At 39.2% G+C, this 12,420-nt stretch carries 21 protein-coding genes and 1 pseudogene; all 22 read left to right on the top strand.

What is annotated here, in order from left to right; genetic code table 11:
- The coding region (locus QMD71_07085; GenBank protein ID MDI6840593.1) for a T9SS type A sorting domain-containing protein at positions 1-283 on the top strand (283 nt) is incomplete at its 5' end.
- A gap of 135 nt (positions 284-418) precedes the next feature.
- Entirely contained in the window at positions 419-1,384 is a 966-nt protein-coding gene (locus tag QMD71_07090; protein ID MDI6840594.1) for a zinc metalloprotease HtpX, read from the top strand.
- Between the two features lie 150 nt (positions 1,385-1,534).
- On the top strand, positions 1,535-1,960 hold the full coding sequence (locus QMD71_07095) for a Fur family transcriptional regulator (GenBank protein MDI6840595.1): 426 nt from the start codon (positions 1,535-1,537) through the stop codon (positions 1,958-1,960).
- Positions 1,961-2,008: 48 nt separating this feature from the next.
- Positions 2,009-2,254 (top strand): FeoA family protein, encoded by a 246-nt coding sequence (locus QMD71_07100; GenBank protein ID MDI6840596.1) that lies wholly within the window; start codon positions 2,009-2,011, stop codon positions 2,252-2,254.
- A 37-nt stretch (positions 2,255-2,291) separates the two neighbouring features.
- Complete coding sequence (locus QMD71_07105) at positions 2,292-2,654, top strand: DUF5320 domain-containing protein (protein ID MDI6840597.1); 363 nt, start codon at positions 2,292-2,294, stop codon at positions 2,652-2,654.
- The gene (locus QMD71_07110; protein ID MDI6840598.1) at positions 2,651-3,241 is read left to right on the top strand and encodes a NifB/NifX family molybdenum-iron cluster-binding protein; all 591 of its coding nucleotides are present in this window, start codon (positions 2,651-2,653) and stop codon (positions 3,239-3,241) included. Before QMD71_07105 ends, QMD71_07110 begins: the two co-directional genes overlap by 4 nt.
- A gap of 1 nt (position 3,242) precedes the next feature.
- Positions 3,243-3,626, top strand: coding sequence for a DUF5320 domain-containing protein (locus QMD71_07115; protein ID MDI6840599.1), 384 nt, complete (start codon positions 3,243-3,245; stop codon positions 3,624-3,626).
- A 73-nt stretch (positions 3,627-3,699) separates the two neighbouring features.
- Positions 3,700-3,969 carry a DUF5320 family protein gene (locus QMD71_07120; protein MDI6840600.1) on the top strand — a complete coding sequence of 90 codons (270 nt, stop codon included), beginning with the start codon at positions 3,700-3,702 and terminating at the stop codon, positions 3,967-3,969.
- A 15-nt stretch (positions 3,970-3,984) separates the two neighbouring features.
- Positions 3,985-4,170, top strand: coding sequence for a ferredoxin (locus QMD71_07125; protein MDI6840601.1), 186 nt, complete (start codon positions 3,985-3,987; stop codon positions 4,168-4,170).
- Positions 4,171-4,214: 44 nt separating this feature from the next.
- A complete protein-coding gene (locus QMD71_07130; GenBank protein ID MDI6840602.1) occupies positions 4,215-4,643 on the top strand; it encodes a thioesterase family protein in 429 nt (142 codons plus the stop codon).
- A 195-nt stretch (positions 4,644-4,838) separates the two neighbouring features.
- Positions 4,839-5,051 (top strand): zinc ribbon domain-containing protein, encoded by a 213-nt coding sequence (locus QMD71_07135; GenBank protein ID MDI6840603.1) that lies wholly within the window; start codon positions 4,839-4,841, stop codon positions 5,049-5,051.
- A 53-nt stretch (positions 5,052-5,104) separates the two neighbouring features.
- On the top strand, positions 5,105-5,347 hold the full coding sequence (locus QMD71_07140) for a zinc ribbon domain-containing protein (protein MDI6840604.1): 243 nt from the start codon (positions 5,105-5,107) through the stop codon (positions 5,345-5,347).
- Between the two features lie 36 nt (positions 5,348-5,383).
- Positions 5,384-6,064 (top strand): MBL fold metallo-hydrolase, encoded by a 681-nt coding sequence (locus QMD71_07145; GenBank protein MDI6840605.1) that lies wholly within the window; start codon positions 5,384-5,386, stop codon positions 6,062-6,064.
- Positions 6,054-6,371 (top strand): thioredoxin, encoded by a 318-nt coding sequence (gene trxA / locus QMD71_07150; GenBank protein ID MDI6840606.1) that lies wholly within the window; start codon positions 6,054-6,056, stop codon positions 6,369-6,371. The genes QMD71_07145 and trxA overlap by 11 nt, the downstream gene beginning before the upstream one ends.
- A 4-nt stretch (positions 6,372-6,375) precedes the next feature.
- Entirely contained in the window at positions 6,376-7,215 is an 840-nt protein-coding gene (locus tag QMD71_07155) for an ATP-binding protein (protein ID MDI6840607.1), read from the top strand.
- Positions 7,212-7,646, top strand: coding sequence for a tRNA (N6-threonylcarbamoyladenosine(37)-N6)-methyltransferase TrmO (tsaA, locus tag QMD71_07160; protein ID MDI6840608.1), 435 nt, complete (start codon positions 7,212-7,214; stop codon positions 7,644-7,646). Before QMD71_07155 ends, tsaA begins: the two co-directional genes overlap by 4 nt.
- Positions 7,643-8,569, top strand: a complete 927-nt coding sequence (locus tag QMD71_07165; protein MDI6840609.1) for an ATP-binding protein — start codon at positions 7,643-7,645, stop codon at positions 8,567-8,569. The genes tsaA and QMD71_07165 overlap by 4 nt, the downstream gene beginning before the upstream one ends.
- Positions 8,569-8,811 (top strand): hypothetical protein, encoded by a 243-nt coding sequence (locus QMD71_07170; protein ID MDI6840610.1) that lies wholly within the window; start codon positions 8,569-8,571, stop codon positions 8,809-8,811. The genes QMD71_07165 and QMD71_07170 overlap by 1 nt, the downstream gene beginning before the upstream one ends.
- Entirely contained in the window at positions 8,811-9,170 is a 360-nt protein-coding gene (locus QMD71_07175) for a NifB/NifX family molybdenum-iron cluster-binding protein (GenBank protein ID MDI6840611.1), read from the top strand. The genes QMD71_07170 and QMD71_07175 overlap by 1 nt, the downstream gene beginning before the upstream one ends.
- A 15-nt stretch (positions 9,171-9,185) precedes the next feature.
- A pseudogene (locus QMD71_07180) lies at positions 9,186-10,028 on the top strand (Mrp/NBP35 family ATP-binding protein).
- Positions 10,029-10,060: 32 nt separating this feature from the next.
- Positions 10,061-10,639, top strand: coding sequence for a DUF1847 domain-containing protein (locus QMD71_07185; protein MDI6840612.1), 579 nt, complete (start codon positions 10,061-10,063; stop codon positions 10,637-10,639).
- A 19-nt stretch (positions 10,640-10,658) separates the two neighbouring features.
- Complete coding sequence (locus QMD71_07190; protein MDI6840613.1) at positions 10,659-12,365, top strand: ferrous iron transporter B; 1,707 nt, start codon at positions 10,659-10,661, stop codon at positions 12,363-12,365.
- The last annotated feature ends 55 nt before the right edge of the window (positions 12,366-12,420 follow it).

Raw genomic sequence — 12,420 nt, forward strand, 5'->3', positions numbered from 1 at the left:
AGAAGCTTCTATGGGCAAAATAAATGAGGTATTATTACAGAGCTATCCAAATCCATTTACTAAGTTTACAAGTATTAGTTATCAGTTGCCAGCGAATGGTAAAGTATCGCTCAGAATTTATGACATTTCAGGCCGATTGGTAAAAACACTGGCTGACGAAACTAAAGAGGCTGGCTGTTACACTACTGCTTGGAATACGAAAGGGATATCAAATGGTGTATATTTCTGCAAATTGGAGTACAACAGTAGAGTACTCACCAGCAAACTAATATTGGTGAAATAGAGTAACTCTCATATCCTATAAGGGGTAGCAAAGGACGCTGCCTCTTTTTATTTCCCTATTATTCGTAATCACTTTGATTAATAGAAAACTTGACAAATGATAAAATTTTGGTATATTGTTACTAAGGGGGTAAAAATGGCATTGTTAAGAATTAAAATGAGCCTTTTAGTCATTATCTTATTTGGTATTCTTTTTGCTATCGTTTCATTGCTTGCCTACACTGCTGGGGTGACAAATTTTGCATTTTATCTCATTGTCTCTCTTATCCTTATGTTCATCCAATATATAGTTGGTCCAAAGATTGTTGAGTGGTCAATGCGAGTCAGGTATATTACAGAAAGTGAAGCCCCAGAATTGCATAGAATGGTGTCAGAACTTGCCGCCCATGCTAATATACCAAAACCTAAGGTTGGTATAGCCCAAATTCCTATCCCTAATGCATTTGCATTTGGAAGATGGGCTGGTGATAGTAGGTTGTGTGTTACTCAAGGTATAATACAGCTACTAAATCAAGATGAACTGCGTGCAGTTCTTGGGCATGAGATATCACATCTGAAGAATCGTGATGTGTTGACTATTACCTTACTTTCAGTTATTCCTATAGTCCTATACAGAATTGCGTGGGGTTCATTATTATTTGGCAGAAGGTCAAGAAGAGAAGGTGGCGCAGCTTTAGCAATAGTTGGGATGCTTTCATTCATCTTTTACTTTATCACTAATTTACTCGTCCTTTATGCTTCTCGGATAAGGGAGTATTTTGCTGACCGTGGCTCAGTTGAGTTAGGAAACAGACCGGATTGGCTTGCCTCTGCATTGTATAGATTAGTGTATGGAAGTGCACGTATACCTAAAGAGGAATTACGTGAAGTTGAAGGTTTAAAGGCTTTCTTTGTCAACGACCCATCAAGAGCAGGAGAAGAGTTTAGAGAGCTTAAGGATTTGGACATTGACCGCAGTGGCAGAATTGATGCATCTGAGTTAAAAGTTTTAAGCAGAAAGAAAGTAAGGTTAGGATTTACTGACCGTCTATTAGAGCTACTCAGTACTCACCCAAATATGGTTAACAGGATAAAACAACTATCAACTTACAACACGACCTGAGATAAAAAGAGGATTTTAAAAGTTTACTTCTTCTGGCTCTATTCCTTAAATAGCATAAATACTGAGTTTTGCTTACTCATTTTTTTAAAAAACTTGACAAAAAAATTTTTTATTATTATAATTGAGAATGTGTCTCAATTGCAATTAAGGATGAAGACAGAAGAAGACATATTTAGAAAGTATTTAAAACAAAAAGAGTTAAAGTTTACACCTGAGAGACGAGCAATTTTGGATGAGGTATTTTCACTACATGATCACTTTGATGTTGAAACTATTTTTACTAGACTGTCACAGAGGGCTGAACATATCTCACGTGCTACTATCTACAGGACTTTACCTTTACTGGTTGGGAGTGGCTTAATTAAAGAAGTACTGAGAGCTCAAGATAGGGGCTATTACGAACATACATTTGGGCATAAACATCATGACCATATGGTTTGTTTGAAATGTGGTAAGGCTATTGAATTTAAGGACAACCGTATAGAAAAGTTGCAAGATGAAGTATGTAAAAAATACGGTTTTAAACCTGTAGAACATAGACTCGGAATTAGAGGATATTGCAAGGAATGCAGGTGAAAATGCAATCACAAATTAAACTTTTCCACAGGATACTGCGTAAACTCAATGGGTAACAAGATTTCACTGGTTGAGATGAGAATAAGCGAAAAAGGTAAGGTAATAGAAATACAAGGTGGATATGGTATGATTCGTAAGTTGGAGACTTTAGGAATCAGAGAAGGAAAGGAAATTAAGAAACTAAGTGCACAACTTATGAGAGGACCTGTTATTATCCAGGTGAGTAATACCCGAGTTGCTATTGGGTTTGGTATGGCAAGACGGATAATTGTAGAGGTAAGCGGAAATACTTAAAAGCCAATTGTGGTATTGAAATGAAAGGAGGTGTATTATGGGTTACAGGCATAGATGGATGTATTATGCGACTGGACTCCCCGGCTGGATGAGGTTTGGCTTTTCTCCCGGCTGGGTAGGCAGGAGTCCGTATGGCTTAGGGCCAGCGGCTCAATATTTGATGTATGGGACTTGGCCTACACCACAGATGAATTATTTATGGCAGACTGGACGGATTCCATATACAGGAGTTCCGGGATTTCCGATGCCGGGGTTTCCTACTCCTTACGACCCGTGGGGAGCTGTTGCTCTCACTCCTGAGCAGGAAGTGGATATGCTGAAATCACAGGCTGAAATACTGGAAGATGAGCTTGATGGAATTAGAAAAAGGATTTCTGAACTGGAAGGAGGCAAGAAATGAAGATAGCAGTTACAAGCACAGGCGCAGATTTAAATTCTGATGTTGACCCAAGATTTGGTAGATGTGCTTACTTTCTCTTTGTAGATACAGATACTATGAAATTTGAAGCAGTAGAGAATCCAAATGTATCTGCTATGGGCGGAGCAGGCATCCAATCTGCACAACTTGTTGCAAACAAAGGTGTTGAGGCCCTTCTCACAGGTAGCTGTGGTCCAAATGCATTTCAGACACTTCAGGTAGCGAAAGTCCAAGTAATTGTCGGTGTCACAGGGACAGTTCAAGACGCAATTAAGAGATACAAAAAGGGTGAGCTTCAACCTACTGTTCAGCCCAATGTCCCTACACACTTTGGGGTTGGAATGGGAATGGGCAGAGGTATGGGAATGGGTCGTGGAATGGGCAGAGGAATGGGTGGTAGTGTAGGGTATGGACCGGTGCCACAAACTCCCGGAATGGGACCCACTATGCCACAACCCACTAAAGAGCAGGAATTACAGATGTTAAAGCAGCAGGCAGATTTTATACGCCAGCAGATTGATGAAATTAATAAAAGAATAAATGAGCTTGAGAAGAAAGGAGGTGATTAAAATGCCAAGAGGAGATGGAACAGGTCCTTGGGGATTAGGACCGATGACAGGTAGGGCTGCAGGCCTTTGTGCCGGTTATCCTGTGCCAGGATATCTTAACCCCATTCCTGGTCGTGGCTGGTTTGGATTTCCGGGATTTGGAGTTGGAAGAGGTGGACTCCCATGGGGTGGTGGAAGAGGTCGTACATTTGGAGGTGGGAGAGGCTGGTGGTGGAGAGGGTTTTATGGCTTCGGCTTACCGTATGCATATCCATATTATCCACAGCCGACAGCTCAGGAGGAACTACAGGTGTTGAAGGAACAGGCTAATGCCTTAAAGAGCGAGATGGAAGCAATTGAGGCTCGTATGAGTGAACTAAAGAAGCAGGAGCAGAGCAAAAAGTAAGAGTGTGTGATACCTGACTGAGGGAGCAAAAGAGTGAATAACTATCAATTGGAAGATAAAAGAGGAGGATATTATGCCGAGAGGTAATGGAACTGGACCAAGAGGACAGGGTCCTGGGACTGGTAGAGGGCTTGGGCGTAGGGCTGGAAACCCACAGGGTGGTATGGGAATTGGAACTCCTCGTGGAATGAGACGAGGAGGAGGCAAAAGTATAGTTGGAGGTTTTGGTCCCGGTGGTTATTGTGTATGCCCATCCTGTAGAACGAAAGTTTCACATCAAGCAGGAAGTCCTTGCAACGAGATGAGTTGTCCTAAGTGTGGGGCTAAGATGACAAGAGGATAATGTAAGAGGGCATCTATGAAAGTAAAGATAGACGAAGAAAGTTGCACAGGCTGCGGGGTTTGTGCTGCGATATGTGATGAGGTTTTTGAAGTTGGAGATGACAATAAAGTGCATGTGAAGAATCCTGAACCTGCTGGTATAGATTGTGTCCAGGAAGCAGTTGATTCCTGTCCAGTTGAGGCAATAATTTTAGAGAAATAAATGAAGAAGGTTTAGAGGGTTTTACGATTATTAACAAAACTAAGATTCGTGTTTCTTATGCTGATACAGACCAGATGGGTATAGTATATTATGCAAGATACTTTGAATATTTTGAGCGTGGTAGGACAGAGTTGTTAAGAGAATTGGGAGTGCCATATCGTAAAATGGAAAAAAGTGGTGTAAGACTTCCTGTGGTAGAGGCTCATTGTGAATATAAGAAAGGGATAAAATATGATGCAGTAATTGTGATAAAGACTTCCATTAGAGACCCTCCTAAAGCACGCATAAGAATGGACTACGAGGTTTTTGATGAATCAGAAAAATGGCTCCTTGCAATGGGTTATACCATTCATCCATTTGTTAATCTCCAGGGTAAGGCAGTGAGACCACCCAAAGAGTTTGTGAAATTGATTCAAGAGAATTTGTCAAAATCCTCCTCCGTAGCACTGCGGAGGACGGAAAAGGAAATGTGAGAGTAAAGATATAATTGAGAGATATGATGTATCTTTTAAAATAGAAGGAGTTATACCTGTATTTGCAGAAAGTAAGAAAGATGTGGTGAGTAATGCAAAGCAGCGGTTAAGTAGGGGATTTCCGAGTGGAATAGAGATTCATATTTTGGAGGTTTGGAAAGCAGATGAGAAAAAAGAGAGTAGAAAGGAGTGAAGATGCCAGTATATTCTTATAAATGCAAGAAGTGTGGAAAAGAGTTTGATTTATTAGTAGGAGTAGGAAAGGGGGATGAAGAACTGAAATGCCAAAAGTGCGGGAGTAAAAATTTAGAGAGATTACTTTCTCCATGTGGAGTAAGGGTAGGAAGTTTATCCAGCTCATCCAGTGATATTCCAAGCTGTCCAACTTGTCAGCTACCTCCCAAATAAGAGTTTGGAGTGCAACGACTTAGTCGTTGCACTCCATAATAGAGGAGGAATTAGTGCCTATATACGAATATAAGTGTGAAGATTGTGGTAAAGTAACCGAGTTTTTTCAGCAATCGTGGAAGCAAAAAGAAGCTCCGGTATGCCCAGATTGTGGTAGCCGTCATCTTAGCCGATTAATTTCAACTCCCGGAATTGTTGGTGTAAGTGAGTCTCCTAAAGGGGCTACCTGTTGTGGGAGGGCAGAACGATGTGATACTCCACCCTGTTCGGATGACGGTGTTTGCAGAAGAGATTAAATAATCCTTCACGTTAGAGAGGAACTGCGGACGGAGATGAATATTATAGTTGTTTTTGATAACTATCTTTATAATGTGGGGATATATTGCGACACACCACTACAAACAGAATGGGGGTTTTCGTGTTTAATTGAGGGAATGGAGAAAACTATTCTCTTTGATACAGGAGCTTCGGGCGATATTCTGCTATCAAATATGGATAGACTTGGAATAGCACCAGAAAATGTGGATGTAGTGTTTATTTCACATGACCATTGGGACCATACAGGTGGACTTAATGCTGTAGTAAATAGGAATCCAAAGTGGAGAGTTATTCAGCCAACTGAGTTTTCAAAAAAATCTAAACTTTGCAAAGGAGTATGGTCAACTGGTGCAATAGGAACATGGATAAAGGAGCAAAGCTTAGTTTTAGAGAGTAAAAAAGGATTAGTAGTAATTACAGGATGTGCACATCCTGGGATTGTTGATATTCTCAAGAAAGTAATAGAAACATTTAAGCAAGAGATATACTTAGCCATGGGAGGTTTTCATCTTGCTGGCTGGTCTGATAGAGAACTAAAGGGAATAATATACAATTTTAAAGAATTAAGTGTTAAAAAAGTAGCCCCATCGCATTGCAGTGGTGAAAGGACCGTAGAATTATTCCAGCAAGAGTATGGACAAAATTTTGTAAAACTTGGTGTAGGCAGTAAATTGGAGGTAAAAAATGGAAGTTAAATTAAATGATACAAATTTTGAGGATGAGGTTCTTAAGTCTAATCTCCCAGTATTAGTTGATTTCTGGGCATCCTGGTGTATGCCTTGTTTTATGGTTGCACCAGTAGTTGAAGAGATAGCTAAAGAATATGAAGGAAGGCTTAAGGTGTGTAAGTTGAATGTGGATGAGGGACCAAGGACAGCAAGCAAATATGGGATTATGAGCATCCCTACATTAGCTATTTTTAAAGGCGGTAAGGTTGTAGATACAGTTGTAGGAGCAATACCTAAACCTTATCTTGAAGAAAAACTAAAACCTCATCTTTAAAAGAATGATAATCTCGGTGGCAAGTGGTAAAGGTGGGACAGGGAAGACAACAGTTGCCACCAATCTGGTTCTTTCATTAGAAGACAATGTTCAGTTCTTAGATTGCGATGTTGAGGAACCTAATGCTCATATATTTTTGAAGCCTGAATTTAAAAGAACTTATCCTGTATCTATTCCTACACCTGAAGTTGATGAGCAAAAGTGTAATCATTGTGGTAAGTGTTCAGAAATATGTCAGTATAATGCGATTGCTGTTCTAAAGGATAAAGTTCTCATATTTCCTGAACTTTGCAATGGGTGTGGTGGATGCAGTCTTCTTTGTCCGGAAGGTGCTATTACTGAGACGAAAAGAGAAATAGGAGTTATTGAAGAAGGGAACAGCGGCACTATAAACTTCACTCACGGAAACCTCAACATTGGAGAAGCGAGGGCTACACCTGTAATAAGGGAACTTAAATCCCATATAGATTCAAATAAGCTCACTATAATGGATGTCCCACCCGGGACAAGCTGTCCTGTAATAGAAGCTGTAAAAGGAAGCGATTTCTGTATTTTGGTAACTGAGCCGACACCTTTTGGGCTAAATGACTTAATTCTGGCAGTTGAAGTCCTGAGAAAACTTGCTATTCCTTTTGGTGTAATAATAAATCGTGCTGATATTGGAGACAAAAAAGTAGATAGATACTGCAGGAGAGAAAGAATCCCTATCTTGATGCATATTCCCTTCTCCAGAGAAATTGCGATAGCGTACTCTAATGGTATTCCCTTTATCAATTGGAAGAAAGATTGGAACCCAAAATTCCAAGCCCTATATCTTAGGATTCAAAAGTTATCGCAGGTATGAAAGTTAGACCTATAGGGATAATTCATACACCATTTAAACATAAAAAAGATACACCTATCCAACCGTTAAAGTCAAAAGCAATTGGTCAGATTGAACTGTTTAGAGAATATGAGCAAGGTTTAGATAATATAGACAGCTTTTCTCATTTAATTCTGATATATAAATTTCACAAATCAAGAGGCTATCAGTTAAAGGTAAAGCCATTTTTAGATTCCAAACTTAGAGGGATATTTGCAACAAGAGCTCCGAGAAGACCGAATCAGATAGGACTGACTGTGGTCAAATTATTAAGGCGAAAAGAGAATATTTTATTTGTTAAAGGGGTAGATATAATTGATGGCGCACCTTTATTGGATGTAAAACCGTATGTGCCTGATTTCGGGCCAAAAGAGAAAATTAAAACTGGCTGGCTTGAAGGGAAGATAAAATGAAGCAAATAGTTGTTATAAGCGGTAAAGGGGGAACTGGAAAAACTGTTATAGCAGGAAGTTTTGCTTCATTAGCTAAAAATAAAGTGATGGCAGATTGTGATGTAGATGCAGCAGATTTACATCTTTTACTCTATCCTGTTATTAAAGAGACGCATGAATTTAGAGGTGGTAAGAAGGCAGTAATAGATAAGGAGAAGTGCACTGGGTGTAAGAAATGTATGGAAGTGTGTAGATATGGGGCAATACGAGAGGTTAGAATGGGGAAACGAGAAGCAAGAGGTGGGTATCCTCAATTCTCAATTCCCGATTCTCAATTCTATATTGATGCAATTTCATGCGAAGGATGTGGAGTCTGTGCACATATTTGTCCTGAACAGGCAATCCAAATGAAGGAAAGTACAACTGGGAAATGGTATATTTCAGATACTAAGTATGGACCGTTAGTTCATGCAAAATTGGGAATTGCAGAGGAGAATTCAGGTAAATTGGTAACTATAGTGAAACAAAATGCAAAGACTGTTGCCGAAAAAGATGGTATGGATTACATCATAATAGACGGTCCGCCCGGCATTGGTTGTCCCGTAATTGCATCTATTGGGGGCGCGGACATTGCGTTAGTAGTTACCGAACCGACTCTTTCAGGTATTCATGATATGAAGAGAATTATTGGAGTAGCAAACCATTTTGGTATCAAATCAGTAGTTTGCATAAATAAGTATGATTTGAATATGCGGAATACGCTATCTATTGAAAACTATTGCCAAAACTCTAATATGAAAGTAATAGGGAGAATACCTTATGATGAAACTGTCGTAAAGGCACTTGTAAAAGGAATTCCAGTGGTAGAATACTCTAATTCTGTATCAGCAGGAGAAATAAAAATTTTGTGGGAGAAAATTCAGGCAGAATTGAAAGATAGGTGATGGGTACTTTTAAACCAAAGATTTATAGGTATAAGACTGGGACAAAGTGGACTGAAAAGCACAAGGGTATACTATCATCCGAAGACAAGCAGGATATAGAGATTGCCTGTCCACCTGAATTTGGTGGTCATTATGGGTGTTGGACACCGGAACATCTCTTTGTATCATCAATTGAGATTTGCATAATGACATTGAATTTTAAGATAAACTTACAACCAACAATAAAAAGGGAGGATGAATAATGAAAGTAGCTGTTTCTACAGAGGGAACACAAGTTGCTCCCCATTTTGGGAGGTGTCCAGAATATACTATTGTTGAAATAGAGGAGGGCAAGGTGGTGAAAAAGGAAACGATACAAAACCCAGCACATCAGCCAGGGTTTCTACCTGGTTATCTGGCAAGTATGGGAGTGAATTGTATTATTACAGGTGGGATGGGACATCGTGCTCAAGGTCTCTTTGCTCAATACAATATTGAGACCATTATAGGAGTGACCGGCTCTATAGACCAAGTTATAGATAATTATTTGAAAGGCGGACTTGTTGGTGGCAAGAGTTTGTGTGACCGTGGTCAGCCGGGTCATAAAGAGTGTAAGCATTAAGACAAGGAGTATTATATGCAAAAAGAGACTACATTTGAAGAAAGACAGAGGCAGCAGGCTGAATTAAACCGTAAGGTTAAAGAGAGCTTGGCAAAGATAAAGTATAAAATCTTGGTACTCTCTAATAAGGGAGGCGTGGGTAAGAGTTTCGTAGCAGTGAGCCTTGCTGTTTCTATAAGTAGAGATAAAAAAGTAGGTATTCTGGATGCAGATATTCATGGTCCATCAATAGCAAAGATGCTTGGCTTTGAGGGTAAGAAAGTGATGGTATCTCCTCATGGAATGGTCCCTATACTGGTAAGCCCGAATTTATGGGCGTTTTCAATGGCTTCATTGATAAGTAGTGTTGATATGCCAGTTATCTGGAGAGGCCCTTTGAAAATGGGAGCATTGAAGCAATTTCTTGGTGAAGTGGCTTGAGGTGAACTGGATTATTTAGTTGTAGATTCGCCACCCGGGACAGGGGATGAGCCTCTCTCAATTTGTCAGCTTATTCCTGATATGACTGGAGCGATTATTGTTACAACCCCACAAGAGGTTGCACTTTCAGACTCAAGGAAATGTGTCCAATTTCTGGTCCAACTTAGAATACCCATTTTTGGCATTATAGAAAATATGAGCGGGTTTACTTGCCCACATTGTGGCAAAAGTGTAGATATTTTCAAAACAGGAGGCGGTGAAAAAGCCGCCAGAGAACTTGGTATTCCTTTTTTAGGGAGCATCCCTCTTGACCCCAATATTGTTGAGGCTGGAGATAGTGGAATTCCATTTATTGAAAAAGCCAGTGATTCTCGCACAGTTTTGAAATTTAATGAAATTGTAGACAAAATACGCAAGAAGGTGGAAACCAAAAGTTAAAGAGGTAGTCTATGTCTAAAAAAGGAGAAGTTATGAATTGTGCTTATTGTGAAGATAAAGTATGCTATCAGGGTAAAGATTGCACAGAGATTCGGGATGAGACAATTAAGCAATATAATATGAGTGAGGAAGATTTAGAAATGGCGAAGGTCGCGTCTTCTATTGAGGCTAAATATTATATGAAACTTACGCGAATTGAAGAATTTATAATGTTTTGTAAAGAAATGAAATATAGCCATGTGGGGATTGCTTTTTGTATTGGATTATCAGAAGAAGCAAAAATACTTCAGCAAATTCTGGAGCAGAAAGGGATCAAGGTCTCTTCTGTTTGTTGTAAAGTTTGTGGGATTCCAAAAAGTAAATTTAATCTGGAGAAAATTGATGAAACTAAACCTGAGGTAATGTGTAGTCCTTTAGGACAGGCAAAAATTCTGAACCAAGCTAAAGTAAACTTAAATATTATTTTTGGCTTGTGTATAGGACACGATATTCTGTTTTCTAAACACTCTGACGCACCTGTTACTACATTAGTAGTTAAGGATAGAGTGCTTGCTCATAATCCCATAGGAGCGATCTATTCCGGGTATTATCGTAGGAATAAATTAATTTAATATTCCACAGGAGGATTAATTGAAAAAAATTTTACTTATAGGTAACCCAAATGTTGGTAAAAGTGTTATCTTCAACCGCTTAACTGGTGTAGATGTTATTGTCTCTAACTACCCCGGTACTACTGTTGAGTTTACAAAAGGAAATATGAGAATTGGCGAAGATAAAGTAGAAGTCGTTGATGTCCCAGGAACCTACACTCTTGAAGCAACAACAAAGGCAGAAGAGGTGGCAGTTGAGATGCTTGAAAAAGGAGATTTAGTCATCAATGTTGTGGATGCTACAAATTTAGAAAGGAGTCTTAATCTCACACTACAGTTACTCAAACAACAGGTTCCTATAATTGTTGCTCTCAACTTCTGGGATGAAGCCAAGCATACAGGTATAACAATTGATGTGGATAGATTAGAGGAGATTCTTGGAATCCCATGTATCCCTACTTGTGCTGTGACAGGTGAAGGGATTAAAAGATTAGTGGATAAAATTGAAGAGGCAAATATCTCTACTTATGATTACATAGAGGAAGAAAGGTGGCATGAGATTGGAAATATAATAGCTAAAGTAGAAAAGGTAGCCCACCGTCACCATACATTTCTTGAAAAACTTGGTGATGCATCAATAACACCATTTACTGGAGTCCCAATAGCTCTCGTAATTCTATTTGCTACCTTTAAGCTTATAAGACTTATTGGCGAGAGTCTTATAGGATATATATTTGAACCAATCTTTGAAAAATTATGGGCTCCTTTGATGCTGAAACTGTCAGGACTATTGGGAAGTCACGGATTTATTCATGATATTCTTATTGGAAGATTAGTTGAAGGAGAGATAGATTTTGTTAAGTCACAGGGTCTATTGACTACAGGTCTATTTGTTCCTTTTGCTATGGTTTTACCTTATGTGTTTGCATTCTACTTAATACTATCATTTTGGGAAGACTTAGGTTATCTACCAAGATTAGCTGTTTTAGCGGATACCTTAATGCATAGGCTTGGTATACACGGTCTTGCAATAATTCCTATGATGCTTGGATTAGGCTGTAATGTGCCTGCTGCTCTATCAACCCGAATTATGGAAACAAGGAGGGAGAGATTCATTGCAGCCACCTTAATGGCTATAGCTGTTCCCTGTATGGCACAGATTGCTATGATTGTGGGACTTGTAGGTAGGTATGGGGTGAAGGGATTAGGAACAATCTTTGGTACCTTATTTATTGTATGGATTTTGCTTGGGCTTTTACTTAATAAATTCTTGAGAGGTGAGTCACCAGAGATATTTGTAGAAATACCGCCATACAGAATTCCTTACCTAAAAGGACTTTTTAAAAAGGTATGGATAAAAATAAAATGGTTCATTAAAGAGGCAGTCCCATGGGTTCTTGTTGGTGTATTCATTGTAAACATACTTTATGTACTCCATATAATTGATTTCATAGCAAGATTCACCAGCCCAGTAATTACACGAATCTTTGGCCTTCCAGCTGAAGCAGTAGTGGCACTCTTAATTGGGTTCTTACGTAAAGATGTAGCAGTTGGAATGCTTGCTCCACTTGGGTTAACTCTTAAGCAACTCATAATAGCTTCTGTTGTGCTTGCCATGTATTTCCCATGTGTTGCTACCTTCACAACTCTCGCAAAAGAATTGGGAGTCATGGATATGCTCAGATCAGCATGCATTATGATTGCTTCAGCCCTCATAGTGGGCGGAGTGCTTAATTTAATTTTATAAAGACTGAGGGCACTAAAAAATAATTGACTTCTGCTAAAATGATTATAGTATATAG

This window comes from bacterium (assembly GCA_030018315.1).
Classification (GTDB): Bacteria; Hydrothermota; UBA3073; order JACQXS01; family JAGMCI01; genus JASEGA01.

Bases quoted from the DNA above. Each gene is read 5' to 3' on its own strand.
- QMD71_07090 (MDI6840594.1), top strand. From the start codon at position 419: ATGGCATTGTTAAGAATTAAAATGAGCCTTTTAGTCATTATCTTATTT.
- QMD71_07095 (MDI6840595.1), top strand. From the start codon at position 1,535: ATGAAGACAGAAGAAGACATATTTAGAAAGTATTTAAAACAAAAAGAG.
- QMD71_07100 (MDI6840596.1), top strand. From the start codon at position 2,009: ATGGGTAACAAGATTTCACTGGTTGAGATGAGAATAAGCGAAAAAGGT.
- QMD71_07105 (MDI6840597.1), top strand. From the start codon at position 2,292: ATGGGTTACAGGCATAGATGGATGTATTATGCGACTGGACTCCCCGGC.
- QMD71_07110 (MDI6840598.1), top strand. From the start codon at position 2,651: ATGAAGATAGCAGTTACAAGCACAGGCGCAGATTTAAATTCTGATGTT.
- QMD71_07115 (MDI6840599.1), top strand. From the start codon at position 3,243: ATGCCAAGAGGAGATGGAACAGGTCCTTGGGGATTAGGACCGATGACA.
- QMD71_07120 (MDI6840600.1), top strand. From the start codon at position 3,700: ATGCCGAGAGGTAATGGAACTGGACCAAGAGGACAGGGTCCTGGGACT.
- QMD71_07125 (MDI6840601.1), top strand. From the start codon at position 3,985: ATGAAAGTAAAGATAGACGAAGAAAGTTGCACAGGCTGCGGGGTTTGT.
- QMD71_07135 (MDI6840603.1), top strand. From the start codon at position 4,839: ATGCCAGTATATTCTTATAAATGCAAGAAGTGTGGAAAAGAGTTTGAT.
- QMD71_07145 (MDI6840605.1), top strand. From the start codon at position 5,384: ATGAATATTATAGTTGTTTTTGATAACTATCTTTATAATGTGGGGATA.
- trxA (MDI6840606.1), top strand. From the start codon at position 6,054: ATGGAAGTTAAATTAAATGATACAAATTTTGAGGATGAGGTTCTTAAG.
- QMD71_07155 (MDI6840607.1), top strand. From the start codon at position 6,376: ATGATAATCTCGGTGGCAAGTGGTAAAGGTGGGACAGGGAAGACAACA.
- tsaA (MDI6840608.1), top strand. From the start codon at position 7,212: ATGAAAGTTAGACCTATAGGGATAATTCATACACCATTTAAACATAAA.
- QMD71_07165 (MDI6840609.1), top strand. From the start codon at position 7,643: ATGAAGCAAATAGTTGTTATAAGCGGTAAAGGGGGAACTGGAAAAACT.
- QMD71_07170 (MDI6840610.1), top strand. From the start codon at position 8,569: ATGGGTACTTTTAAACCAAAGATTTATAGGTATAAGACTGGGACAAAG.
- QMD71_07175 (MDI6840611.1), top strand. From the start codon at position 8,811: ATGAAAGTAGCTGTTTCTACAGAGGGAACACAAGTTGCTCCCCATTTT.
- QMD71_07185 (MDI6840612.1), top strand. From the start codon at position 10,061: ATGAATTGTGCTTATTGTGAAGATAAAGTATGCTATCAGGGTAAAGAT.